Raw genomic sequence first — 21902 nt, 5'->3', positions numbered from 1 at the left:
ATCATATTTTTACCCTCTTTTCTTCCCGCAGACTATGAATATTTCGAACTTTATCACCGATAACATGGAGCAAATTCTTATCGAATGGGAAAGATTTGCGACGACCTTTGGTGCAGTTGCTGACAAGATGTCTCCTCTTGAGCTGCGAGATCACGCTAAGCAGATATTGCAATTCATTGCTGCAGATATACGAACGAGTGAGAGTGCGGAAGATGCAAAAGCAAAATCGCTTGGTTTGAACACCGTTCCGTCAAAACGGGAAAGTGCATCAGAAATACATGGCAAGTTACGTTATTCGAGTGGTTTTACTCTCCGGCAACTTATTGCAGAGTACAGAGCGTTACGAGCAAGCGTCTTGGAACTCTGGGGTAAAGTCTTCGTCGAAGTATCAGTAAGCAGTACGAAGGACATTATGCGTTTCAATGCAGCAATAGACCAGTCTCTTGCCGAAGCTGCAGTAGCCTACTCAAACAAAGTGAATCAAACCAGGGATATCTTCCTTGCAATCTTAGGACACGATCTGCGAGGACCGTTAGCAATTACTTCTGTCGCAGGTGCCTTTCTCTCACGAGAGGGGATATTTGATGAAGAAGTTCGACGCATGGGGCAGCGAGTGGGGCGTAGTGCCGCAACAATGAATGTAATGGTTAACGATCTACTAACCTTTGCACGCATGCAATTAGGTGATGGCATACCGATAGAGCGAAGCTTATGTGATGTTCGTGAAATCATTCAAAGTGCTATCGAGGAAGCCAACGCCGCCCACCCGTGTTCTGTGTTCGAACTTCATGTCCATGGAAGTTTGACCGGCTCTTTCGATAAGCCGCGACTTCAACAATTACTCGCTAATTTAGCTAATAATGCAGCTCAGTATGGCACTCCAGGCAAATCGATCATTGTCAAAATTTCAGGGGAGAAAGATAGCATCTTCCTAGAAGTGCGTAATGAAGGCCCGACAATTCCAGAGGTTATGTTGCCAACGTTGTTCGATGCATTAGTGCAATTACCTGAACAATTGGGAAATGAGAGACCGCGCTCAAGCCTAGGCTTAGGCTTGTTCATCGCTAAACAAATCGCGATTGCACATGGCGGTGATATCAAGGTCACTTCAGACGAAAAGACTGGCACTGTTTTTTTAGTCAACATACCTCGAGATTAGAGCGAATCTAAGCTTCAAGCCTTTTTTCAGCCCTAGGCGATTCCATCGATCACAAGGCCCATCCATCCTTTAAAACCACAGTGATTCTGGTGCCCCCACGCAATCAGCAAGGCACTACTGCCCGCGATTCTCATCACGCAACGGCCACCGCTACCACAGCTCCTAAAGCGACGCCTGTCGTGTGTTTAAACAGTGTGAAAATTTGCGGCGTCGGTAACTCTTGGCACCACTATCGTTCAAACAGTACTGTCCGCCACGTGGCCCGGTGCAGTGGTTTCCAATGCGGCATGAGCAGCCGGAAGTATCGGCCACAGGTGTCTTTGCTGGCTGGCCAATTGCGGAACATATCTTTTTCGATGCACTGATCGAACCGTCATTGCATACGAAAGTCGCACCGTCACAATGAGAAACACCACCCTTGCGGCCAGAGCAAGGCGTGTTCGCGGCCAGCGGCCAGCGAACCTGCTCAAGATGCGCGACGGCGATTTAAGGATGGGGCGTTGCAGGTGCGCCAGGGCAAGAGCAACAAGCTGCTGCGCATCGTGCTCGAGCACGACGGCATCAAGTCCGAACTGGCGAAGGTCATCGAGCGCATCCACGCGCGCCCGCACCGGCCGCGCACCACCTTCATCGTCGCGCTGCCGAATGGTTGCCAGGTCAAGAAGTGGCATTTGCGCCTGCGCTTCGATAGCGCCCGGAAAGCTGCAGCGGAACTGGCGCTAAAGGCTGGCGACGAAGAGCTGGCCAGCCGCATCAAGGCTTTCCAGTTCCGCGATATCCGGGCGCGCTCCGCCAGCGACATTGCCGACCTGGGGGCCGCCAGCTCCCTGCAGGGGCATAGTGAAAAAGTCATCACGGAAAAGGTCTACAGGCGCATTGGCCAGGCTGTCCGCCCTGCCCGCTAGCAGTGAGTTGCGGAAACCATTTCCGCAAATTAGCGCTAAGTTGAAAATGACGCTTTACATCAGGGATTTTTCAGGCGACGGCACAAAAAAAATAAGCCCTTGATAATCAAGGGCTTATTTTCATATTTCTGGCGGAAGCGGTGAGATTCGAACTCACGAACAGTGTAACCCATCGCTAGTTTTCAAGACTAGTGCCTTCAACCACTCGGCCACGCTTCCAGATGGCAGCATTATACATAAAGGTCCGTGGCTTACCAATGGCTAGCACCGTTTGCCTGACAGGAAAGAGCGGACACGCCAGCCTTACACGCCCCAATTTTCCCGCAGCGCCCGTTCGAACTCCCCCGCCGGCAAGGGGCGCGAGAACAGATAGCCCTGCACTTCGTCGCAGCCTGAGCTCTTCAGGAAGGCCAGCTGCTCGGCCGTTTCCACGCCTTCGGCGATCACTTTATGGTGCAGCTGCTGGGCGATGCTGATGATGGTGCTGGCGATGGCGCAGTCGCTGGCATCGGTGGGGATACCGGTGGTAAAAGACCTGTCGATTTTCAGGGTATCGATGGGGAAGCGTTTCAAATAGGACAGGCTGGAGTAACCGGTGCCGAAGTCGTCCAGCGACAGGGCCACACCCAAGGCCGTGATACGGTCCATGATGCCGATGACTCTCTCGATGTTGTGCATCAAGGTGCTTTCCGTGATTTCCAGTTCCAGCCAGGCCGCTTCCAGGCCGTAGCGGGCCAAAGTCGCCGCCACCCTGGCGGGCAGGGCTGCCGTGAATTCGCGGGCGGAGACGTTGACGGCCAGGCGGATCGGCGGCAGGCCGGCCAGTTTCCACGCTTGCGCCTGGGCGCAGGCCGCCTCCAGCACCCATTCGCCCACTTGCACCACCAGGCCAGTCGATTCGGCCAAAGGAATAAACTCGGCGGGCGGGATCATGCCGTGCTGCGGGTGGTGCCAGCGCACCAGCGCTTCGGCGCCGATGATGCGGCCGCTGCCCAGGGCGTATTTCGGCTGGTAGTGCAGCAGCAGCTGCTGTTCCGACAGTGCCTGGCGCAAGCCTGTTTCCAGGCGCATGCGCGCCTGCATGCCCAGGTTCATGTCCTGGCTGTAGAAAGCCACGCTTTCCGCTTCGCCGCCGCCGTCCTGCTTGGCGCGGTACATGGCGATGTCGGCCAGGCGCAGCAGGGTTTCCGCGTCCTGCGCGTCTTGCGGATAGACGCTGATGCCGATGCTGGCGCCCACGCGCAAGTCGTGGCCTTCGATCAGGAACGGCTCCATCAGCGAGGCCAGCAGCTTTTGCGCCACCATGCTCGCTTCGAAATGCTGGCCGATGTCGAACAGGCCGACGGCGAACTCGTCGCCGCCCAGGCGCGCCACCAGGTCCTGGTCGCGCAATACCTGGCGGAAACGCAGGGAGACCTGGCGCAGCAGTTCGTCACCGATGCGCCGGCCCAGGGTGTCGTTGATCAGTTTAAAGCGGTTCAGGTCGATGAACAGCACGCAGCCGAGCATCTTGCTGCGCTGCGCCACACTCAGGGCCTGGTCGACCAGCTTGGCCAGCAAGGTGCGGTTGGGCAAGCTGGTCAGCGGGTCGTAATACGCCAGGTGGTGCAGCCGCTCTTCGGCCAGCTTGCGTTCCGTGATGTCCGTCAGGTAGGCGATGAGTCCGATGCGCTTGTCGTCCAGGTCTTGCAGCGGCGACAGGGACAAGCTGGCCCAGAAAACCTCGCCCGACTTCTTTCGGCGGCGCACCTCCATCAGGCGCCCTCCCTGCTCCAGGAAGGCATCGTGGAAACCCGTGTCTTCGTCGTCGTACAGGAACAGGATGTTGCGTCCCACGGCTTCCACCGAAGTGTAGCCGAACAGGCGCTCGGCGCCCTTGTTCCAGCTGGTGATGTAACCGGTCAAGTCCATCGTCAGCACGGATTCGTGCAACTGGTCGAGGATTTGCGTCTGCTGCGCCAGCAAGGCTTCGACTTGCGCGTAGGCATGAGTCGAGCGTTGCGCCAGCAAATGCACTTGCAGGACGCCGGCCGTCAACGATGCCAGGCTGGCCAGGTGGCGGCGGTCGGCGTCGTTATACAGCGGGCGGCCGGCCACGCTGTAATGGCCAAAACAGTGGCCATCGAACCTGACTTCCTGCAGCAAGGCGGGCGTATCGCGGGGAAACGGCACGGCCGGCGCAGCGGCGTCCGTACTGGCCGCAGGCAGGAACTGGCCATGCGGGCTGGCCGTCACCGTGCTGGCGATACGGCCCAACTCAGCGACCAGCGCGGGGCCGCGCAAACGCACGACGGCGTCGCACAGGGCGGCGCTGTCACCGAGGAAATCCGACACCGGAAACAGGGCCATGCTAGAGGTTCCGGCTGACCTGGATGGCCCATTGGTAGGCCTGCAGCAGGCTGCGCCAATAGGTTTCTCCATCGATGCCGGCGCGGCGCAAGCCGTCTGGCGGCGGCGTGGCGCTTTCGACCAGCGCCAGCAAGGTGCCCAGCTCGCCATTGCGTTCCAGCAAGGCGGCGCTGACTTCGGGCGCCAGGTTCAGGGTGGCGATGATCTCTTGCATCGGCATGCCCAGCAGGACGTCGAGCAGCGAAAACACGCCCGCCATGAAGGCCAGGTCTTGCGCGTTGCGGTCGCCGCCGCGCAGCTGGCACAGCGCTTCCATCTGCGCCGCGCGCACGGCCGCCAGCGGCAGCAGTGCGTGGATCTTGCCATCGTCCTGTTGCCGCGCATACAGCAGCAGTTGCAGCCAGCGCTGCAGCTGGCGCCGGCCCAGCAGGGTGATGGCCTGGCTGAAGCTGGTAATCGGCGCCGTGAAACCGAAGGCGGCTGAATTGACCAGTTTCAATAAATGATAACTGAGGGCCGGGTCTTGCTTGAGCGGCACTTCCAGCTCGTGCGCGTCGGCATCGCGGGCCAGCAGGCCCAGCAGCGACATCAGCCGGCGCCGCGACGTGGCGTCTTCCGGCTCGCCTTGCTGGCGCGCATGTTGCAAAGCGTAATCGCCGGCAAACCAGCTGACGCCGAGTTCTTGCAATGCGGCAATCTGCTCCGCATCGGCGATGTTGTAGGCCAGGTGCGGCCCCGGCAAGGGCAGCAGCTGGTGCAGGGCCGGGTGCGCGCCGGCAGCGTCAAAGCTCAGCGCGCGCGCCTCGAATTGCGCCGCCGCCACAGGGCCGGCATCGGCGCCATCGAGAAGGATGCGGTAGCCGGCGTCGCGCCATTGCCGGCATTTTTTCTGGAGTTGCTTGTCGCCGGCAAGCTGGGCCGGCAAACGGAAGATGGTGCGTTGCGGCGCCAGTTGCGCCAGCACGGCCTCGTCCACGCCATGCGGGTCGGCCAGGGGAATGATGCAATCGAGCGGCGCCAGGAAGGCATACGCATCGGCAGCGGCCAGCGCCGCCAGCAGCGGCGCCGTCGAGGCCTGCGGACCATGCAAGGTGACAGCGACCCACTCGTTATGAGCATTGGCCACTGCTTGTAATCCCACCAACGGAAACAGGTTTGATTCAGACGCTGACATCGGTATCTCAGTGTGGGTAGGGCGCCATAGTAAATAAACTGACCAGCATTGGCAACCCTGGCCCGACAGGGAATGCCCTCGACAGCGAGAATCATTCTATCCGAATCTCACCCACGAAACAGTTTAATTTTGGCAATAAATATTCAAAAAGAACATTCCCCCGCGAGACCCGCCTGTCATGCGGGTGCGACAAAAACCCGGCACCGCGCACGCTTGCTCAGGCGCTGCCGCCATGCGCGTGCTCGACCGCGTATTTGATCAATTCGGCCTGCCCTTCGATGCCGAGCTTGCGCTTGATGTTCAGCCGGTGCGTCTCCACCGTACGCACGCTCAGGTCCAGCGCGCGGGCGATCTGCTTGTTCGACTGGCCTCCCGCAATGTGCTGCAGCACTTGCTGCTCACGCGTGGTGAGGAAGGAATCGTGGACTTGCGGGCGAGACAGTTGCCGCGCCAGGGCGGCGCTGTAATAAATGCCGCCGGACATCACGGTCTCGATGGCAAACACAATATCTTTCCCAGGAGCATCTTTAAGCACATAACCGCGCGCCCCGGCGGCGATGGCTTGCGACACGTATTCGAGCTTGTCGTGCATGGACAGGATCAGCACGGCGATCTGCGGAAACGCCTGCTTGAACAGCGCCGTTGCTTCAATCCCGTTCGTGCCGCGCATATTGATATCCATCAGCACGAGGTCCACCTGGTGCGCGCGCGCCTGACTCAATGCTTCGTCGGCGCCGCCCGCCTCGGCCACGACGTCGAAATGCGCCACCGCTTCCAGGCGCGCGCGCAAGCCGTCGCGCACGAGGGGGTGGTCGTCCACCAGCAGGATGTTGATCTTCTCGGTCATGGTTCTCTATTTTAATGTGGAGGAAAGCTCGAGCCGCGCCAGCACCACGGTGCCGGCCGGAGACGAGGTGATGTGCAGGCTGCCGCCGATGGCTTCCATGCGTTCCGTCATGTTGCGCAGGCCAATGCCGCGCTGAGGATGCAGGGCGATGCCGTCGAAATCGAAGCCGCCGCCATTATCCTGGATACGCAATTCCACGGCCTTGCCTGCCTCGTGCAGGCTCACCTCCACGCCGCGGGCGTGGGCATGGCGCTCGCAATTGGTCAGCGCTTCCTGGGCAATGCGGAACAGCACAGTATTCACCATATCGGGCAAGCCCTCGCCCGCCGCCGCGGGGCTGGCCGTGAAACTGGCTTGCGCGCTGCTGCTGTCGTTGAATTCATGCACGAGGTGGTCGAGCGCGGCGGCCAGGCCCAGGTCATCCAAAATGGCCGGGCGCAGATTGTGCGAAATGCGCCGCACCTCGCCCAGCACCTTGTTCAGCTGTTCGGCGGCCCGCTCGAACGTGGCGGGCGCCTTGTCTTTCTGTTCCGCATTGCCGCCCAGGCGCGCGATGCCCGCCTCGATCTGCAGCTTGATCGACACGAGCCACTGGCTGATGCCGTCATGCAAGTCGCGCGACAGCCGCGCCCGCTCTTCTTCCTGCGATTCCACCACCCTCTGCGCCAGCACTTTCAGCTTGGCGTCGGCCACGCGCAGTTCGCGCAAGTTCAGCACGAGGCCGCAGGCGGCCACCAGCAGGGAACCGAGGATGGCGATGGCGGCGATCAGCTCCATGGTCGAGCGGATATTGCGCGACTGCTGGGCGTCGACCTTGGCCAGCGCCTGGTCCACGTCATCCATATAAATGCCGGTACCCATCATCCAGCCCCATTCCGGCATCAGGATCACATAGCCGAGCTTGGGCGCGGACTTGTTCGTCGACGGCTTGATCCAGTTGTAGCGTTCGAAACCGCCGCCGCTCTTGGCCCGCTGCATCAGCCGCTGGATGGTCAGATTGCCTTCGGCGTCGCGCAATTGCCACAGGTTCTGCCCCACCAGTTCGGGCTGGCGCGGATGCATCAGCGACTTGCCCTGCAAATCATAGATGAAGAAATAGCCGTCGTCGCCATAGCTGAGGGCGGACAGGATGCGCTTGGCCTCCTCCTGCGTGGCGGCATCCTTGCGCCCCGACTGGTAGAGGGAGGCGATGGAATGGCTGGCCAGGGTCACGTAATGCTTGAGCTCGGCTTCCTTGCTGGCCAGATACGCTTGCTGGATGGTGGCGCGCTGCTGCTCGGCCAGGGTAATCGCCTGGTGCCGCACGGCGAACGCGATGGCGCACAGGGCGAGGATGAGCGGCGTGATGGCCAGGAAGATGACTTTCTGTCTGAGTTTCATGGCCTTGCGCGCTCCGGCGGCGTCGATGCTGGTGGGAATGCGTGATTTTACGTCGCGGCGCGGCGATCGGTCTGCGTAGTAATACTGAGCGTTACTGCGTAGTGCTGCGCTTGCGGCAATTATACGATTCCTGAATACTCGCCATAAGCTGCAGATACCACCAATTCACACCCAAACTGGCGACGACCAGGCTCGGCAGCACACATCATCGCACGGCACAGCGCCCGTCACATCTCTGGAGGAAGCATGAACCGCATTTTCAAACAGCTCGGCTGGGCAGCGCTTGCGCTGGCAGGCGCCGGATCCTTGGGCGTCGTCGCCCTGCAACGCGGCGAATCGATCAGCGCGATCTGGATCGTCATCGCCGCCGTCTGCGTCTATCTGATCGCCTACCGTTTCTACAGCCTGTTCATCGCCGACAAGGTGCTGGGCCTGGACTCGCGTCGCATGACGCCGGCCTTCAAACACAACGATGGCCTCGACCACGTGCCAACCAACAAATATGTGCTGTTCGGCCACCATTTCGCGGCGATTGCCGGCGCCGGTCCCCTCGTCGGCCCTGTGCTGGCCGCGCAGATGGGCTATCTGCCCGGCATGCTGTGGATTCTTGCTGGCGTCGTGTTTGCCGGCGCCGTGCAGGATTTCATCGTGCTGTTCATTTCCATGCGCCGCGACGGCCGCTCGCTGGGCGACCTGATCAAGGCTGAACTGGGCGAAATTCCCGGCATGATCGCGCTCTTGGGCTGCTTCATGATCATGGTCATCATCCTGGCCGTGCTGGCATTGATCGTCGTCAAGGCGCTGACTGGCTCCCCATGGGGCAGCTTCACCGTGATGGCGACGATCCCCATCGCCCTGTTCATGGGCGTGTACTCGCGCTTCATCCGCGTCGGCCGCATCGGCGAAATTTCCATCATCGGCTTCGTCTTGCTGATGCTGGCCATCATCGGCGGCCAGCACGTGCAGGAACACGCGGTATTGGGCCCGATGTTCACGTTTACCGGCACGGAACTGACGTGGATGCTGATCGGCTATGGCTTCATCGCCTCGGTCCTGCCCGTGTGGCTGCTGCTGGCGCCGCGCGACTACCTGTCGACCTTCCTCAAAATCGGCACCATCCTGGGCCTGGCCATCGGCATCATCGTCGTCGCGCCTTACCTGAAAATGCCGGCCATGACCAAGTTCATCGACGGCTCCGGCCCTGTCTGGTCGGGCAATCTGTTCCCCTTCCTGTTCATCACGATTGCCTGCGGCGCCGTCTCCGGCTTCCACGCCCTGATTTCCTCGGGCACCACGCCGAAGATGATTGAAAACGAAAGCCATGCCCGCTTCATCGGCTATGGCGCCATGCTGATGGAATCGTTCGTCGCCATCATGGCCCTGGTGGCCGCCTCGACCATCGAACCGGGCATCTATTTCGCCATGAACAGCCCGGCCGCCCTGATCGGCACCACGGCCGAGTCCGCCGCACAGGCGATCTCGCAGTGGGGCTTCTATGTGACGCCGGAAATGCTGACGCAAACGGCCAAGGACGTTGGCGAGCACAGCATCATCTCGCGCGCCGGCGGCGCACCGACCCTGGCCGTCGGCATGGCGCAGATTCTCTCGGGCGCCATCGGCGGCAAGGCCATGATGGCCTTCTGGTACCACTTCGCCATCCTGTTCGAAGCGCTGTTCATCCTGACGGCCGTCGATGCGGGCACGCGTGCCGGCCGCTTCATGCTGCAAGACTTGCTGGGCAGCTTCGTGCCAGCGCTGAAACAGACGGAAAACGTCATCGCCAACCTGCTGGCCACGGGCCTGTGCGTGGCGGCCTGGGGCTACTTCCTGTACCAGGGCGTCGTCGATCCATTGGGCGGCATCAACACCCTGTGGCCGCTGTTCGGCATCGCCAACCAGATGCTGGCGGCCATCGCGCTGATCCTCGGCACCTGCGTGCTGTTCAAGATGAAGCGTGGCCAATATGCGTGGGTCACCATCACGCCGACCATCTGGCTGCTGCTGTGCACCTTGACGGCGGGCTGGCAAAAGATTTTCGACGCCAACCCGCGCGTCGGCTTCCTGGCGCATGCCAAGAAATACTCGGCGGCACTCGATGAAGGCACCCTGCTGGCACCGGCCAAGTCCGTGGCGCAGATGCAGCAGATCATCTTCAACGATTACCTGGACGCGGGCCTGGCCGCCTTCTTCGTGGTGGTCGTCGTCAGCGTGCTGTTCTTCGGCATCCGCACCATCATGAAGGCGCGCGCCGACAGCAAGCCGAGCACCAAGGAAACGCCGTTCCAGGCCTTGCCCACGGTGCAATGATGATCGACGAAATCATCAAGGCTGGACGGTATCTGGGGCAAAGCATGCGGCTCATGTGCGGCTTGCCCGAGTACGACACCTATCTGGCCCACCGGGAAGTCACCCATCCCGGCGAGCCGATGATGACGTATGAAGAGTTCTTCCGCGAACGGCAGGAAGCCCGCTACGGCGGCGCCGGCAAGCGCGGCGGCTGCTGTTAGCGGACACCGGACCAAACCTGCTGCGCGTCGGTATAGGCGACCTGGGATACTCACCGTACTAAAGTACGGTTGCGCTTCTTAGCCACCTCTGCCTTCCGCTCGCGACGGTTTTGTCCGGTGTTGTGACTCAGTATGGAGGGCGGTCTTGCGGGACCGCCCTATTTGTTTCATCTCGTATAAGTTTCCCTCCCCTCTCCTTCCTTAGACCCACATCAATATCGTGGTGTGTCTTCGCGTCTATATTTTTCCAATGGGAAATTAAAAAACAGTCAACAGGCCGACCGGAGAAGCGCCGCAACCATGTTCAATTTCCAACGCTCCAGCATCAGCCAGAAGCTGACCATGATTTCGGTACTGTCGTCGGGCTGCGCGCTGCTGCTGGTGTTCGTGGCGTTTGCGCTGACGTCCGTGCTCAGCCACAAGGACGATGAAGGCAAGCAGCTGCTGTCCCTGGCGGGCGTGATCGGCGCGGCCGGTGCGGCGCCCTTGCTGGTGGGCAAATCGGCACAGCCGCAGGCGGAACAGATGCTGGCCGCGCTGGCCGCGCGCGACGAGATCGCCCAGGCGGCGCTGTTCGACCGGGGCGGGCGCCTGTTCGCCCTGTACCGCGCGCCGCAGCATGCCGATGGCCTGGCGGCGCCGGAAGAGCTGGACCCTGCCCTGCTGGCCGACATGGCCATGCAGCCCGTCACGCAAGGCACGGGCACGGCCCTGGCGCCCGCCATGCGCCTGTACCGCCCCATCTACCGGCCAGGCGAGCCGCAACAGCTGATCGGCGCCGTGCTGATCGAGGCCGACCTGAACCACATGTGGCGCGACATCGGCCGCCACGTGGGCGCCATCGGCGGCGCCACCGTGCTGTCCTTCCTGATCGCCGTGTTCCTCGCGCGGCGTTTCAAAAGTGTGATCGCCGAACCGATCACCAAGCTGATCGATACGGCACAGAAGGTGTCGAGCAGCCAGACCTACAGCCACCGCATCGCGCACCAGCGCAGCGACGAGCTGGGCGTGCTGATCGACAGTTTCAACGACATGCTGGCGCAGATCGACAGCCGCGACAGCACCCTGGCCAATTACCGCGACCAGCTCGAGCGCCAGGTGGGCGTGCGCACGGCGCAGCTGGAAAAGGCCAAGGACGCGGCCGAGGCGGCCAGCCAGGCAAAGAGCGCGTTTCTTGCCACCATGAGCCATGAAATCCGCACGCCGATGAATGGCGTGCTGGGCATGACGGAGCTGCTGCTGGCCAGCCCTTTGAGCCCGCAGCAGCGCCACTACACGAGCATGGTGCAGCGCTCGGGGCAGAATTTGCTGGTGATCATCAACGACATCCTCGACTTTTCCAAGATCGAGGCAGGCAAGCTGAGCGTGGAATACATCCGCTTCAATTTCCGCGAATTGCTCGACGACATAGAACACGTGTTCGCGCCGCAGGCGCAAGCGAAAAACATCAGCCTGGAATTCGACATCGCCTACGACATTCCCATCGCCATCTGCGGCGACCCGAACCGTTTGCGCCAGATTATCGTCAATCTGCTGGGCAACGCCATCAAGTTCACGGAAACGGGCAAGGTCACCGTCAAAGTGACCGTCTGCAGCGAAGACGCGCCCAGCGTGGGCTTGCGTTTCGAAGTGCACGACACGGGCATCGGCGTATCGAGCGAAGCGCAGACGCGCATTTTCGAATCGTTCTCGCAGGCGGACGGCTCGACCACGCGCAAGCACGGCGGCACGGGCCTGGGATTGACGATTTCGAAACAGCTGGTCGAGCTGATGGGCGGCACTATCGGCGTTGATAATGCTTTAACGCAAGGATCGATCTTCTGGTTCGAAGTAAATTTCGATAAGCGGCGAGTCGACAGCGACGACCCGTCCTTCAACCTGAAAACCACGCGAGGATTACGCGCCTTGATCGTCGACCACACACCGGCCACGCGCGCCGTGCTGGAGCGGCAACTGGCCAGCTGGCACATCGTCAGCGACAGCGCCGGCACGGCCAGCGACTGCCTGGCCAAGCTGCACGCGGCCGCGCAGGCGGGCACGCCGTATGGCGTGGCGCTGCTCGACATGGAATTGCCGCGCACCAGCGGCCTGGCCCTGGCCGCCACCATCAAGAGCGACCCGCTGCTGGCCGACCTCAAACTGCTGCTGCTGAGTACCGAACAGGCGGCGGCCGACCCGGTGCAGCGGCGCGAGGCGGGCGTGGCCTTCCAGCTGATCAAGCCGGCCCGCGAATGCGACCTGTTCGACTGCATCGTCACGCCGCCGCGCGCCAGCGAGGGCATGCGCATCCACCCGCCGCATGCGGCGAGGCAAGTGGGCCGGCGCCAGCGCCGCCGCGTGCTGCTGGCCGAGGACAATCCCGTCAACGTGGAAGTGGCGCTGGCCATGCTCGACAGCCTGGGCCTGGACGTGGTCTGCGCGCGCAACGGCGAACAAGCCATGCAGGCGGCGCAGGCCGAGGATTTCGATTTGATCCTGATGGATTGCCAGATGCCCGTGATGGATGGCTTTGCCGCCACGGCGGAAATCCGCCGCCACGAACAGCAGTGCGGCCACGCGCGCGTGCTGCCCATCGTCGCCATCACGGCCAATGCGCTGCAGGGCGACCGCGAAGCGTGCCTGGCGGCCGGCATGGACGATTACCTGAGCAAACCGTTCACGCAGCAGGACCTGGGCCACACGATCGCCCGCTGGATCTCCCTGCCGCGCGCGGCCACCGTGCACCACAGCGAAGCGCCGGAGCCGCAAGCGCCTGTGGAGGTGCCGCCCGCGCCGCCGCCCGAGCAAACGCCGACATCGTCCCAGCCGCTGAACCGGCAGGCGCTGGAAAACATCCGCGCCCTGTCCGGCACGGATGGCGATGCGCTGCTCGAGCGGGTCATCCTCGCCTTTACCAGCGAGACGCCGCGCCAGTTGAGCGCCATGCGCGCAGCGATTGCCGGCGCCGATGCGGAAGCGCTGCGCAAGGTGGCGCACAGCCTCAAGTCGGGCAGCGCCAACGTGGGCGCCGACGGCCTGGCGCAGCTGTGCAAGGAGATGGAAAAACTGGGCCGCGCCGGCAGCACCGAGGGCGCGGCTGCCCTGCTGCAGCAGATGCAGCAAACCTTCCTGACCGTACGCGAATCGCTGAACGCCATCCTCGTGAAGGAACACTGACATGACAGCGCCCCTCTCCCCTCCCCGCGGCCTGGTGCTGGTGGCCGACGACGATCCCGTGATGCGCTTGCTGATGCGGCAGATGCTCACGCAGGTGGGCCTGGACGTGATCGAGGCCGAAGACGGCGTGCAGGCGCTGGCCAGCTACAAGCACAGCGGCCCGGACCTCGTCATGCTCGACGTCGACATGCCGGCCATGGACGGCTTTGCCGTGTGCCGCGAAATCCGCCATCAGGAAGTGGGTGGCACGGTGCCCATCATCATGGTCACGGGCGGCGACGAGCTGGAAGCCGTCACGCGCGCCTACGAGGTGGGCGCCACCGACTTCATTTCCAAGCCCATCAATTGGCCCATCCTCGGGCACCGCGTGCTGTACGTGCTGCGCGCCAGCGACGCCATCGCCCGCCTGCGCATCGCCGACGCGCACAACCGCGCCGTGCTGGCCGCCATCCCGGACACCTTCTTTCGCCTCAACAGCGAAGGTTTTTATCTCGACTACGAACAGGGCCACGACGCCAGCGCCGGCTTTTCCATCACCGACTGCGTGGGCAGCCATATCCGCGACGTGTTGCCGCCCGAAATCGCCTCGCGCCTGCTCGACCAGGCGCACGCCGTGATGGCCGCGCAGCACATCGGCTCGGTCGACTACACGCTGACGCACGAAGACAGCACGCGCCATTTCGAAGCGCGCCTGGTGGCGACGGGGGCCGATGAAGTGCTGGGCCTGGTGCGCGACATCAGCGAACGCAAGCGTACGGAAGAGCAGATCCGCCGCCTCGCCTATTGCGACAGCCTGACGGGCATCCCTAACCGGCAAGCGTTCCTGGAGACCCTGGAACGCGAACTGGTGCGTTCGAAAGAGCACGACAAGAAATTCGCCGTGCTGTTCATGGACCTCGACGCCTTCAAGCGCATCAACGACACCCTGGGCCACGACGTGGGCGACCATTTACTCAAGGTGGTGTCCGAGCGCCTGCGCGAAACCATCCGCCCCAGCGACCTGGTGCTGCGCGCCGAACACGAGTTTGAAGCCACCTTCGGCGGCAGCAACCTGGCGCGCCTGGGCGGCGATGAATTCACGATATTGATACCCGACCTGGAGCGCGTGGAAGATGCGCTGAACGTGGCGCACCGGGTCAAGGAAGCCATGCGCCGGCCGTTCATGATCGAGGCGCACGAAATTTTCGTCACGGCCAGCATCGGCATCTCGCTGTATCCGGAAGATGGCGAGGATTGCAATTCGCTGCTCAAATATGCGGACACGGCCATGTACCACGCGAAGAACTGCGGCAAGAACAACGCCAAGCTGTACAGCTCTTCGCTGACGATGGAAATCATGAGCCACGTCAAGATGGAAGTGGGTCTGCGCAAAGCCTTGCAGAACAACGAGCTGTACTTGCTGTACCAGCCGCAGATCGACGTGCCCAGCACGCAGATCGTCGGCGTGGAAGCGCTGGTGCGCTGGCGTCATCCGGAACGGGGCATCATTTCGCCCACGGAATTCATCCCGCTGGCCGAAGAGACGGGGCTGATCGTGCCCATCGGCGAATGGGTGCTGCGCACGGCCTGCAACCAGGCCAAGGCGTGGCAAAACGGTAGCGGGCGCGCCATCCGCATGGCCGTGAACCTGTCGGCCAAGCAATTCAAGGATGAAAACCTGATGCAGATCGTGCTCTCGGCCCTGGCCGACACGGGCCTCGATGCGCGCCTGCTGGAACTGGAATTGACGGAAGGAACCTTGATGGACGATGCGCGCGCCACCATGGTGACCCTGGAGCAATTGCGCGGCATCGGCGTGTACCTGTCCATCGACGACTTCGGCACGGGCTATTCTTCAATGAATTACCTGAAACGCTTCGACGTGCGGGCCTTGAAGATCGACAAGAGTTTTATCGCCGGCTTACCACAGGATGCGGAAAACGCGGCCATCACGCGCGCCATCATCGCCATGGCGCATGGCTTGAAAATGGTGGTGGTGGCCGAGGGCGTGGAAACGGACGAGCAGTTGGTGATGCTGGAAGAATACGGCTGCGACATGGTGCAAGGCTATTTCCTGGGCCACCCGTCGCCGCACGACACGATCACGGCCATGCTGGCCAGGCAGGCGAACCAGCTGGCCAGCCTGGAAACTAGAGCACTTCGAAGGCAAGGATTTGCGTGACTTGCAGCGGATTAAAATTGTCGTCGGAAATCAAAACCAGGCTGCGGCGGCCGTTTTCCAGACGCGGGCCCCAGCTGATGCCTTCGATATTGTCGACCCGTGCCAGGCCGATCTTTTCCAGGTCCAGCAGCAAACGCTTGCGCGCCGGCACATAGGTCGCACCCGCCAGGGCCGGCAGCGCCTGCACATCGGTGGCGCCCTCCGTTTCCATTTCGTAGATGCGCACGTGGTTCGTGTAGACGCCGTCCGCGTTGGCCACGCCGGCCCGCTCCACCACCAGCAACTGGTGGTCGTTGACGGCGAGGATTTCCGACACGCCATTGTCCGCCTCGCGTCCGGGCCCGGGCCGCGATGCCACCGGCTCGACCGGATACGCATACTGGCCCAGCACCTTGCCCGCGCGGTCCAGGCGCGTGATGCGCACGACGGAGCCGTTATCTGGCGTCGCCAGCGGGCCATCCTGGTACAGGGCCGCTTCCATGCCCAGCCACAGGCTCTTGCCATCCGACGAGAAAGACAGCGCTTCAAACGTCATGTTGTTGCGCGAGCCGACCTCTTCCTTCGAGACATTGAACATGGCCGGTGTCGGCAAGGTGGCCAGGTAACGGCCGCCGCTATCGGCGTGGCGCACGAACGGGTGCAGGCCCACCTTGCGATTGCCTTCGCTGCCGTACCACAGGCTGCCATCCTGCGGATCGACGCGGATGGTTTCGATGTCGGCCACCTGGTCGCCCCGGTCCAGCCTTGCATGCGCCAGATTCGGATAGCGGCTGCCATCGGGCTGCGTGAAAAAGTGCACGCTGTTCAAGGTCACGCCCGCAAACGCCTTGCTGTCGTAATTCAAGGCAGCGCGGTAGAAGCGGGCCGGATTGATTTCCGAGCGGTCATCGCTTTCCATCACCCAGCTCTTGTTGGCCGCATCGTAATCGATGCCGGACAAGCCGCCCACCGAGGTGCCCTCGAACGCCTGTTTCAGGGCGATGCGCTGTTCGCCGATCAGGCGCAGGCCCGTAATCGGTGCATCATGCGGGAAGCTGGCGCAGGCGGAGAGGAGGATAGTGCTGGATGCCAGGACAAGCGCACGGTGAAAAAAACGATGCATGATAGATATCAGATGAGTTGCGTAGGTCGGCTTAGCGCGAAGCGCGTAAGCCGACAACATTGTTAACTTGGCCAGCGGTGGCGTCGGATTACGCAGCTACGCCGCTAATCCGACCTACCCGATCTACGTCTGCCGGCTCCGTCCCCTTATACCACCCCATCGACCTTGAGCCGCGCAATAGCGGCCGCATCGTAGCCGAGCGACGCCAGCACCTCATCATTGTGCTGGCCCAAAGTTGGCCCCAGCCACTGGGTCTTGCCCGGCGTGGCGGACAATTTCGGGCTGATGGCGGGCAATTTGACGGGCGTGCCGTCGGGGAACTGGTGCTGTTCAAACATGTCGCGGGCAAGAAATTGTGGATCGCTCATCATGTCGCGCACGGAGTAGATTTTGCCGGCCGGCACATCCGCCGCCTTGAGCACGGCCAGCGCGCTGTCTATCGTATGCGTGGCGCACCAGGCGCCGATGGCGTCGTCGATTTCCTGCGTGCGGGCGACCCGCCCGTCGTTGCGCGCCAGTTGCGGGTCGCCCGCCATGTCGATGCGGCCCATGGCCAGCATCAAACGCTTGAAGATGGCGTCGCCGTTGCCGGCAATCACGATGTTTTCGCCATCGCCCGTCGTGTAGGTATTCGAGGGCACGATGCCGGGCAGCGAGCCGCCCGTGCGCTCGCGCACCACGCCCGCCTGGTCGTATTCGGGTACCAAGGATTCCATCAGGTTGAACACGGATTCATACAGGGCCACATCGACCATCTGCCCTTCGCCGGCAGCCGCACCACCGGTCACGTCGCGGTGGCGCAAGGCCATCATGGCGCCGATCACGCCGTGCAGGGCCGCCACGGAGTCGCCGATCGATACGCCGACGCGCACGGGCGGACGGTCGGCAAAGCCGGACACATAGCGCAAGCCGCCCATCGATTCGCCGATGGCGCCGAAACCGGGCAAATCCTTCATCGGCCCCGTCTGGCCAAAGCCGGACAGGCGCACCATGATGAGGGACGGTTTGATCTGCTTGAGCTGTTCGTAGCCGAGATCCCACTTTTCCAGCACCCCGGGGCGGTAGTTCTCGATGATGATGTCCGCTTCCAGGGCCAGCTGGCGCGCGATGGCGCGGCCTTCGGGCGACTTCAAGTTCAAGGTGACGCTTTTCTTGTTGCGCGCCTGCACCGACCACCACAGGGAAGTGCCATCCTTCAGCACTCTCCAGGTACGGATGGGATCGCCTCCATCGGGCGACTCGATCTTGATCACGTCGGCGCCGAATTCGGCCAGCATGCGGGCGCAGAACGGCCCCGCGATCAGGGTGCCCAGTTCCAGCACTTTAATGCCTTGCAATGGACCAGTGGTCGCGGAGGATTCTGTCATGTTGTGGTCAGGTTGCCCTGCGGTCGAGCATCGCGCGGGCAATCGTGCCCGCATCGACGTATTCCAGTTCGCCGCCCACGGGCACGCCGCGGGCCAGGCGGCTCACGCGCAAGCCCCGCGCCTTCAGCATTTCGCTGATGTAATGGGCCGTCGCTTCGCCTTCATTCGTAAAGTTGGTGGCCAGCACCACTTCGCCGACCACGCCATCGTTGGCGCGGTTTAATAGTTTTTCGAGGTGGATATCTTTCGGGCCGATGCCGTCCAGCGGAGACAATCTACCCATGAGGACGAAATACAGGCCCTTGTAGGTCAGCGTCTGCTCGATCATCAGCTGGTCGGCGGGCGTTTCCACCACGCACAGCAAGCGCTTGTCGCGCTCTTCGTCGAGACAGGTCTCGCACACTTCATGTTCGGTAAATGTATTGCACAGGCCGCAGTGATGCACGGCATCGACGGCCTGGAACAGGGCGCGCGACAGCATGGCCGCGCCTTCCCTGTCGTGCTGCAACAAATGAAACGCCATCCGCTGCGCCGACTTGGGGCCGACGCCGGGCAGGCGCCGCAGCGCCTCGGTCAAGAATTCAAGCGACTTGGACATGGATCAACCTTGCCCCGTGCCATAGATCGAGCGCATGCGGCAGTGCATCAGAATGGCATTTTGAAGCCGGCTGGCAAGTTCATGCCGCCAGTCAAGCCTGCCATTTTTTCAGCCGACGTCGCTTCCGCCTTGCGCACGGCATCGTTGAAGGCGGCAGCCACCAGGTCTTCCAGCATGTCCTTGTCGTCGGCCAGCAGCGACGGGTCGATGGACACGCGCTTGACGTCGTTCTTGCACGTCATGACGATCTTGACGAGGCCGGCGCCTGACTGGCCTTCCACTTCCACCAGCGCCAGTTGTTCCTGGGCTTTTTTCATGTTGTCTTGCATTGCTTGCGCCTGCTTCATCAGGCCAGCCAGTTGATTTTTCATCATGAGAATGCTCCGTTCAATTCAGTTTATTAATAATTAATGCAGGGTCGGCGCGGCGGAGCCGGCCGGTGCAGGGGTAATCGTTCCCGGCACAACAAAAGCGTCGAATGCACGCTTCATGTCGAGCACGAAGGGATCGCTGGCAATGGTTTCTTCCGCTTGCAGCTGGCACGCCTCGCGGTGGGCCTGCGCTTCCGCGCTGGCCGTGTACCAGACGGCGCCCAGTTCCGTGTCGACATTGACCTTGCGGCCGAAACGCTCGGTGAGTACGGCCGCCAGTTTTTCCACGTTGGCCGGACTGCGCCACGTGTCGATCGGCACGCGCAGGCGGAAAGTCGTGCTGTGGCCGTCGTGCAGGCATTCGATCAGCTCGGCCTGCACGGCCAGCTGCTGGGCTATGCCGCGCAGGGGCAGCACGGCGGCGACGGCTGGCCAGTTGCCGTCCCAGTCCAGGCCCGGCACGGGCGTGATCACATACGGCCCGCTCGGTGCAGCTTGCTTGGCGGCGCGCTGCGGCATGATGACGGCCGGCTGCTCGCTGCTTTGCGCGGCCGGTGCCGACACGGCAGCCGAAGCGCTGTCGTCGGAAAATTCGGTGACCCACGGCGGCAAGTCGTCGTCGGCGGGTGCCTGCTGTGGCGGCGGCGCGGCAGGACGCGCCTGCTGCACGGGCGCCGTAGCGGCCACTGGCGCTTCCATCACGGCGACCGGTGGCGCATCCTCCCACGGCGCAGGCGCTTTCGCGGCGGCGGGCGCTGGCGGTGCGGCCTGGACCGGTGCGGCCGGGGCTGGCGCCGCGGCGACAGCTTCCGCTGCCGGTGCGGGGGCAGCCGGCTTGGGCGCCGACGATGGCGCCGATGGCGCGCTGCCCGGACGGCCTTTCGAGGCGGCACGGGCCGCTTCCAGCGCCGCATTGATGGCGGCGCGGGCGGAACTGATCGGTGCGCCCGAGGCTGCCGGGGCAGCCGCAGGAACAGGAGCGGCAGGCGGCGCCGCTGGCGCTGGCGCTGCTACAGCTGCTGGTGCTGGTGCCGGAGCAGCCGCGCGTGGCGGCGGCGCTTCGCTGCGCGCCATGCTGGCGGCAGCGGCTGCGACCACGGCGGGCGGGGTCACGGCTGCATGGCTGGCCACGCTGTTCGTCGCGGCGCGGGCGACCGGTGCGGATGCGCCAGCTGCGGCGCGCGCGGCGGCCACGGCAGCGGGACGGTTGCCCGATACAGAAGCTGGCGCGGCAGCAGGCACACCTTCGGCACCGCCTATGCCGGGCCGAAAGGCCAGCATGCGCAGCAAGGTCATGGTAAAGCCCGCATATTCGTCGGGCGCCAGGCCCAGTTCATTGCGGCCATGCACGGCAATCTGGTAAAACAGCTGGACTTCTTCCGCGTCAAACGCGGCAGCGAGGCGGACAATGTCCGCGTACTCAGGCAGATCCTGCGGCAAGGCGGCGGGTACGGTTTGCGCAAGCGCAATGCGGTGCAGCAAGGTGCCCAGGTCTTGCAGGGCGCCGTTGTAGGACAGGCTACGCGAAGCCATCTCGTCGGCCACGGCCAGCAGGTCGGCGCCATCTTGCTGCGCCAGCGCGTCGAGCAGGCGCACCAGGTACGATTGGTCGAGCGCACCCAGCATGCCTTGCACGGCGTCCAGGGTGACGGCGCCGGCCGCGTAGGCGATGGCCTGGTCCGTCAAGGACAGCGCATCGCGCATGGAACCGTGGGCGCCCTGGGCCAGCAGGCGCAAAGCCGGCTGTTCGAAGGTGATGCCCTCTTGCCCCAGGATATTGTCCAGGTGGCTGATGATATGGCCGGGCGGCATCTGCTTGAGATTGAACTGCAGGCAGCGCGACAGCACGGTCACGGGAATCTTTTGCGGGTCCGTCGTGGCCAGAATGAACTTGACGTGCTCGGGCGGTTCTTCCAGGGTCTTCAGCATGGAATTGAACGCGTGGTTCGTCAGCATGTGCACCTCATCGATCATATAGACCTTGAAGCGCGCATTGCTTGGCGCATACACGGCTTGCTCGAGCAGCTGCGCCATTTCATCGACGCCGCGGTTCGACGCCGCATCCATCTCTATATAGTCGACAAAGCGTCCCGCGTCGATCGCCGTGCACGCTTCGCACTGGCCGCAAGGCTGGGCCGTGATGCCGCCCGTGCCATCGGGGCCGATGCAATTGAGCGACTTGGCCAGGATGCGCGACAGGGTCGTCTTGCCGACGCCGCGCGTGCCCGTGAACAGGTAGGCGTGATGCAATCGGCCGCTGTGCAAGGCATGCGTGAGCGCGCGCACGACGTGCTCCTGGCCGACGAGCGTCTCGAAATTCTTGGGGCGGTATTTACGGGCGAGGACTTGATAGGACATGCTGAGATTTTACCATGCGATTTTGCGGGTGATCCTGCGCGGCGGGCGCAAGCCTCATGGCCGGGCCAGGACAAATCTGGCAAACGCGGCAAAGCAGCAATTGTATAACATGGCCAGCTAGAAACAGTGAAAACACGGCAAGCCCGGCAATGCTGCGGATCGGCAAGAAAACGGGGCCGTAAAAGCAAAAAAGCTGCCCATGGCAGCTTGATTGTTAATCCTGATAAAACATTCCCGAAGGAGGCGAGCCTGATCTGCGGCACTCATGGTTAATAGCCGTGGCTGCTTCGTTCCCGACCTGACCAGGTTAGCCATGCCACGATGCGCAGGGGCCCGCCGGGGACAATTATAACCGACCTGCGCAAGATTGGGGAAGTTGGTGCAAACCGCCGTTGACTTGAGCCGGGCCGGCGCAGGCCGGCGCAGGTCGGCGTAGGCCTCAGGCCGTAAGCCGACACTGCTGAGTAT

16 protein-coding genes, 1 tRNA gene and 1 other RNA gene are annotated in these 21902 nt (G+C 62.6%); 6 read left to right on the top strand and 12 right to left on the bottom strand.

Annotated features, from left to right (window positions below; all coding sequences use genetic code 11):
* Positions 1 to 34: 34 nt before the first annotated feature.
* Entirely contained in the window at positions 35 to 1159 is a 1125-nt protein-coding gene (locus ACQ4WO_RS26625) for an ATP-binding protein (RefSeq protein WP_436483920.1), read from the top strand.
* A gap of 162 nt (positions 1160 to 1321) precedes the next feature.
* On the opposite strand, the gene ACQ4WO_RS28115 is transcribed toward ACQ4WO_RS26625, so the two are convergent.
* Positions 1322 to 1609 carry a YdcA family protein gene (locus tag ACQ4WO_RS28115; protein WP_495542773.1) on the bottom strand — a complete coding sequence of 96 codons (288 nt, stop codon included), beginning with the start codon at positions 1607 to 1609 and terminating at the stop codon, positions 1322 to 1324.
* A gap of 50 nt (positions 1610 to 1659) precedes the next feature.
* Here ACQ4WO_RS28115 and ACQ4WO_RS26620 point away from each other — a divergent pair, with 50 nt between their 5' ends.
* Positions 1660 to 2064, top strand: a complete 405-nt coding sequence (locus ACQ4WO_RS26620; RefSeq protein ID WP_436483919.1) for a site-specific integrase — start codon at positions 1660 to 1662, stop codon at positions 2062 to 2064.
* A 129-nt stretch (positions 2065 to 2193) separates the two neighbouring features.
* Here the strand turns inward: ACQ4WO_RS26620 and ACQ4WO_RS26615 are convergent.
* From ACQ4WO_RS26615 to ACQ4WO_RS26595, 5 genes are all read right to left on the bottom strand, one after another.
* Positions 2194 to 2283 (bottom strand) — tRNA-Ser (locus ACQ4WO_RS26615).
* Between the two features lie 84 nt (positions 2284 to 2367).
* A complete protein-coding gene (locus ACQ4WO_RS26610; RefSeq protein WP_436483918.1) occupies positions 2368 to 4413 on the bottom strand; it encodes a putative bifunctional diguanylate cyclase/phosphodiesterase in 2046 nt (681 codons plus the stop codon).
* Position 4414: 1 nt separating this feature from the next.
* Positions 4415 to 5539: an EAL and HDOD domain-containing protein gene (locus ACQ4WO_RS26605; RefSeq protein ID WP_436483917.1), complete on the bottom strand. Its 1125-nt coding sequence runs from the start codon at positions 5537 to 5539 to the stop codon at positions 4415 to 4417.
* Positions 5540 to 5804: 265 nt separating this feature from the next.
* The gene (locus tag ACQ4WO_RS26600; protein ID WP_139090879.1) at positions 5805 to 6434 is read right to left on the bottom strand and encodes a response regulator transcription factor; all 630 of its coding nucleotides are present in this window, start codon (positions 6432 to 6434) and stop codon (positions 5805 to 5807) included.
* A 6-nt stretch (positions 6435 to 6440) separates the two neighbouring features.
* Entirely contained in the window at positions 6441 to 7814 is a 1374-nt protein-coding gene (locus ACQ4WO_RS26595) for a cache domain-containing protein (RefSeq protein WP_436483916.1), read from the bottom strand.
* A gap of 246 nt (positions 7815 to 8060) precedes the next feature.
* On the opposite strand from ACQ4WO_RS26595, the gene ACQ4WO_RS26590 reads away from it, so the two are divergent.
* The 4 genes from ACQ4WO_RS26590 (at position 8061) to ACQ4WO_RS26575 (ending at position 15638) form a co-directional block, all read left to right on the top strand.
* A complete protein-coding gene (locus tag ACQ4WO_RS26590; protein ID WP_436483915.1) occupies positions 8061 to 10121 on the top strand; it encodes a carbon starvation CstA family protein in 2061 nt (686 codons plus the stop codon).
* Positions 10121 to 10321: a YbdD/YjiX family protein gene (locus ACQ4WO_RS26585; RefSeq protein ID WP_436483989.1), complete on the top strand. Its 201-nt coding sequence runs from the start codon at positions 10121 to 10123 to the stop codon at positions 10319 to 10321. The genes ACQ4WO_RS26590 and ACQ4WO_RS26585 overlap by 1 nt, the downstream gene beginning before the upstream one ends.
* 300 nt (positions 10322 to 10621) lie before the next feature.
* Positions 10622 to 13477, top strand: a complete 2856-nt coding sequence (locus tag ACQ4WO_RS26580; RefSeq protein ID WP_436483914.1) for a hybrid sensor histidine kinase/response regulator — start codon at positions 10622 to 10624, stop codon at positions 13475 to 13477.
* Between the two features lies 1 nt (position 13478).
* Complete coding sequence (locus tag ACQ4WO_RS26575) at positions 13479 to 15638, top strand: putative bifunctional diguanylate cyclase/phosphodiesterase (protein ID WP_436483913.1); 2160 nt, start codon at positions 13479 to 13481, stop codon at positions 15636 to 15638.
* Here ACQ4WO_RS26575 and ACQ4WO_RS26570 read toward each other — a convergent pair.
* The 6 genes from ACQ4WO_RS26570 to ffs form a co-directional block, all read right to left on the bottom strand.
* A complete protein-coding gene (locus ACQ4WO_RS26570; RefSeq protein WP_436483912.1) occupies positions 15607 to 16740 on the bottom strand; it encodes an esterase-like activity of phytase family protein in 1134 nt (377 codons plus the stop codon). The genes ACQ4WO_RS26575 and ACQ4WO_RS26570 overlap by 32 nt on opposite strands.
* A 146-nt stretch (positions 16741 to 16886) precedes the next feature.
* A complete protein-coding gene (locus ACQ4WO_RS26565; protein WP_139090874.1) occupies positions 16887 to 18107 on the bottom strand; it encodes a CaiB/BaiF CoA transferase family protein in 1221 nt (406 codons plus the stop codon).
* A gap of 7 nt (positions 18108 to 18114) precedes the next feature.
* Positions 18115 to 18705, bottom strand: coding sequence for a recombination mediator RecR (gene recR, locus ACQ4WO_RS26560; RefSeq protein ID WP_034786598.1), 591 nt, complete (start codon positions 18703 to 18705; stop codon positions 18115 to 18117).
* 47 nt (positions 18706 to 18752) lie between these two features.
* Positions 18753 to 19079 carry a YbaB/EbfC family nucleoid-associated protein gene (locus tag ACQ4WO_RS26555; RefSeq protein WP_034759121.1) on the bottom strand — a complete coding sequence of 109 codons (327 nt, stop codon included), beginning with the start codon at positions 19077 to 19079 and terminating at the stop codon, positions 18753 to 18755.
* 33 nt (positions 19080 to 19112) lie between these two features.
* Entirely contained in the window at positions 19113 to 21434 is a 2322-nt protein-coding gene (dnaX, locus tag ACQ4WO_RS26550) for a DNA polymerase III subunit gamma/tau (RefSeq protein WP_436483911.1), read from the bottom strand.
* Positions 21435 to 21673: 239 nt separating this feature from the next.
* An RNA gene (ffs, locus tag ACQ4WO_RS26545) (signal recognition particle sRNA small type) lies at positions 21674 to 21772 on the bottom strand.
* Between the last annotated feature and the right edge of the window lie 130 nt (positions 21773 to 21902).

This window comes from Janthinobacterium aestuarii (assembly GCF_051380835.1).
Classification (GTDB): Bacteria; Pseudomonadota; Gammaproteobacteria; order Burkholderiales; family Burkholderiaceae_D; genus Janthinobacterium; species Janthinobacterium aestuarii.
The sequence above is the reverse complement of the archived record's forward strand: the minus strand, read 5'-3'. Positions and strand labels throughout refer to the sequence as shown.

Bases quoted from the DNA above. Each gene is read 5' to 3' on its own strand.
- ACQ4WO_RS26625 (WP_436483920.1), top strand. From the start codon at position 35: ATGAATATTTCGAACTTTATCACCGATAACATGGAGCAAATTCTTATC.
- ACQ4WO_RS26610 (WP_436483918.1), bottom strand. From the start codon at position 4,413: ATGGCCCTGTTTCCGGTGTCGGATTTCCTCGGTGACAGCGCCGCCCTG.
- ACQ4WO_RS26600 (WP_139090879.1), bottom strand. From the start codon at position 6,434: ATGACCGAGAAGATCAACATCCTGCTGGTGGACGACCACCCCCTCGTG.
- ACQ4WO_RS26595 (WP_436483916.1), bottom strand. From the start codon at position 7,814: ATGAAACTCAGACAGAAAGTCATCTTCCTGGCCATCACGCCGCTCATC.
- ACQ4WO_RS26590 (WP_436483915.1), top strand. From the start codon at position 8,061: ATGAACCGCATTTTCAAACAGCTCGGCTGGGCAGCGCTTGCGCTGGCA.
- ACQ4WO_RS26585 (WP_436483989.1), top strand. From the start codon at position 10,121: ATGATCGACGAAATCATCAAGGCTGGACGGTATCTGGGGCAAAGCATG.
- ACQ4WO_RS26580 (WP_436483914.1), top strand. From the start codon at position 10,622: ATGTTCAATTTCCAACGCTCCAGCATCAGCCAGAAGCTGACCATGATT.
- ACQ4WO_RS26575 (WP_436483913.1), top strand. From the start codon at position 13,479: ATGACAGCGCCCCTCTCCCCTCCCCGCGGCCTGGTGCTGGTGGCCGAC.
- ACQ4WO_RS26570 (WP_436483912.1), bottom strand. From the start codon at position 16,740: ATGCATCGTTTTTTTCACCGTGCGCTTGTCCTGGCATCCAGCACTATC.
- ACQ4WO_RS26565 (WP_139090874.1), bottom strand. From the start codon at position 18,107: ATGACAGAATCCTCCGCGACCACTGGTCCATTGCAAGGCATTAAAGTG.
- recR (WP_034786598.1), bottom strand. From the start codon at position 18,705: ATGTCCAAGTCGCTTGAATTCTTGACCGAGGCGCTGCGGCGCCTGCCC.
- ACQ4WO_RS26555 (WP_034759121.1), bottom strand. From the start codon at position 19,079: ATGATGAAAAATCAACTGGCTGGCCTGATGAAGCAGGCGCAAGCAATG.
- dnaX (WP_436483911.1), bottom strand. From the start codon at position 21,434: ATGTCCTATCAAGTCCTCGCCCGTAAATACCGCCCCAAGAATTTCGAG.